Genomic DNA, 2,773 nt, shown 5'->3' on the forward strand with positions numbered 1-2,773 from the left:
CAGTATCTGCGCTCATAGTTGGTGCTGGTCAATATATAATGTCAAAGCCTAAACCTGAAATGAAAGAAGTAAAGGAACCTGTGCCTAGAGAGACAGAAAAAGCACTTACTTGATTTTTGTTATCCTGTTGCTATCAGACTAGCCTGGCACCTTATATTTATTGGGATAACTGTTTTATTATGAATTAAGTCAAAAACTCTGTAATATATTGAAGCTTAAAGATATCTTTAGATATGGAAGTTATTGCAGAAAATAGGAAAGCAAGGTTTGAATATTTCATCTTAGAAGAATTTGAAGCGGGTATGGTCTTATTAAGCAGTGAAGTTAAATCGCTAAGAGAAAGAAAAGTAAATATTTCCGACGCCTACGTTGTTGAAAAGAATAGCGAAGTATGGCTGCACAATATGCATATTGCAGAATATAAAGCTGCGAACCGAAAAAATCATAAACCAAAAAGGGAACGTAAATTACTCTTGCATAAAAAGGAGATAAATAAACTAATTGGTCAAATCAAGACTGCTGGGATAACTGTTGTGCCGCTTTCGGTCTATTTTAACGATAAAGGATTTGCAAAAACTAAAATTGCCATTGTAAAAGGAAAAAAACTCTACGATAAGAGAGCAACCATAAAACAGAGAGAGTGGGATCGTGAAAAAAGTAGATTGTCTAAGAATAATTTATAGCAAAATATGTCTTTAAATCCAGTAATTTTCAGCATCGGTCCTGTTTCTATATATTGGTATTCCTTAGCCTACGTTTTGGGTATAGTGTTTGCATATTGGTATTTACATAAGCTAGATGACCAAAAAATATTTACTAAGAATTTTTACGATTCGTTATTAACAGCCACTATTGTAGGTATTATCCTTGGAGGTAGACTTGGCTACGTATTGATATATGATCCAGTTCTTTATATAAGCAACCCTATTGAGATATTGAAGACCTGGGAAGGAGGGATGTCATTTCATGGTGGTGCTATAGGAGTTTTGCTTGCAGTAATAATTTCGTGTAAAAGACATAATATCCCTACATTTTATGCACTGGACCTAGTTTCTTGCGGAGTTCCCATAGGTTTATTTTTAGGTCGCATAGGCAATTTTATAAACGGAGAGTTATTTGGCAGAGTTACAACTATGCCATGGGGTATGGTATTTCCAGAGAGTGGTGATAATTTGCTGCATCATCCAAGCCAGCTTTATGAGGCACTTTTTGAAGGACTGCTACTTTTTGCAGTTGCAAATTCACTGTTTTTCTTAACTAGAATAAGACTGTATCACGGTGCGTTAACTGGTATTGCAGTTATGTGGTATGGAATAGCACGTTTTTTCGTTGAGTTTTTTCGCGAACCAGACTATCAAATTGGCTATTTGTGGCTTGATTTAACTATGGGGCAGTTGCTTTCTATACCTATGGTTTTGCTAGGAATGCTTGTATATCTAGGCGCATTAAATTTAAAATTTAATACGAAATCTGTCACATAGAGAAAAGGTGAGTTCAATAGAAAAATGTAGCCAGAAGCCCCACATTATGCACAATTGTACGAATTTTCTGCGTTGCAGTAGAATGAATCGGTGGGCTTTGTTGCATCGCTAGCTATGATGGATTAAAGATAAAAAAGGTAGAGAATATCAGTAGCTTATTATTCTGGTATTTATAACAAGAACGGTCAGTGAATACCTAAATTTGAGTAAAAGAAATTTCACTACCACTCACTAATCTGGCTAAAATTCAAGAATTTCAATGCTTTAGCTATTTTCAATAGAATTAAATTTATTAATATAAATAACAAATTACTATTCTTAAATTTGATCAGATTGATTGCAAAAAAACAAGATTTTCAATAAGTTGCTTATAATCCTAATTATAGTTAGCCTTTCATAAGTAGCGATGCAACAAAGCCATCCCAGTGTCAGCTACTTTCATGACACCATTTGCTGTGCAGTTTACCTTCAAAAATGAATGTTCGTACAGCTATGGAATGAATCGCGGTATGACGTAGCTTCGCTATAGGCAATGAAGGAAATATTAACTATACTTCTTTTTACCATTGTTTATATTTCCTATTCACATATATTAATATTTTACTCACTTAAAGTAAGCTAACTACCGTTATTAATATTTTTGTAATAAAAATTGTATATGGTGCATGTAATCAAATTAAGAGGAAGATTGTGGAAATTACGCCATCAATAAAAAAAGAATTGAAGCAAAGTACTCTATATGTTTGCCTAGAAAAATGCAAAAGTGCATTTTGGTTTATCTTTTGGTTTAGTGCGGGAATCAATTTATTAATGTTATTCCTACCACTTTATACCTCTCAAGTGCTTGATCGGGTGATATCGAGCGAAAGTGTATCAACACTAACTATGCTGACAATTATCACTTTATCTGCATTTGCATGTTCTGCAATGCTTGAAACTTGTCGATATTTAGCCATGGCAAAAATAGGTGATTGGATCGATAAAACTGCAACACCAGATCTGATAGTAAGGTCAATCAGGCTAACGTCAGTGCAGAGCTCAACTTCAAGTGGTGAAGCAATACGAGATCTCGGAGTGATAAAAAATTTCATTACAGGAAATGGTATATTCTCACTGTTTGATACTCCATGGTCGTTAATTTACCTTGTTGTGATTTTCATGATACATACCTCCACGGGGTTTATAGCTATTACTGGAATTATTATATTAGTCTCTATGGCAATATGGAATGAACTTGCCACTAAACGAATATTACAAGAAACCAACGAAGAAACTATACGGAATATCAATGC

2 protein-coding genes and 1 pseudogene are annotated in these 2,773 nt (G+C 34.2%); all 3 read left to right on the forward strand.

Going from position 1 to position 2,773, the window contains the following annotated elements; genetic code table 11:
- The first annotated feature begins 233 nt into the window (after window positions 1–233).
- Window positions 234–683, forward strand: coding sequence for an SsrA-binding protein SmpB (smpB, locus tag WG67_RS03285; protein WP_007548863.1), 450 nt, complete (start codon window positions 234–236; stop codon window positions 681–683).
- A gap of 6 nt (window positions 684–689) precedes the next feature.
- Window positions 690–1,481, forward strand: coding sequence for a prolipoprotein diacylglyceryl transferase (gene lgt, locus WG67_RS03290; RefSeq protein WP_010962823.1), 792 nt, complete (start codon window positions 690–692; stop codon window positions 1,479–1,481).
- Between the two features lie 690 nt (window positions 1,482–2,171).
- Window positions 2,172–2,773: pseudogene (locus WG67_RS08445) on the forward strand (type I secretion system permease/ATPase); the annotation flags it as partial.

Source organism: Wolbachia endosymbiont of Drosophila incompta (assembly GCF_001758565.1).
Lineage (GTDB): Bacteria > Pseudomonadota > Alphaproteobacteria > Rickettsiales > Anaplasmataceae > Wolbachia > Wolbachia pipientis.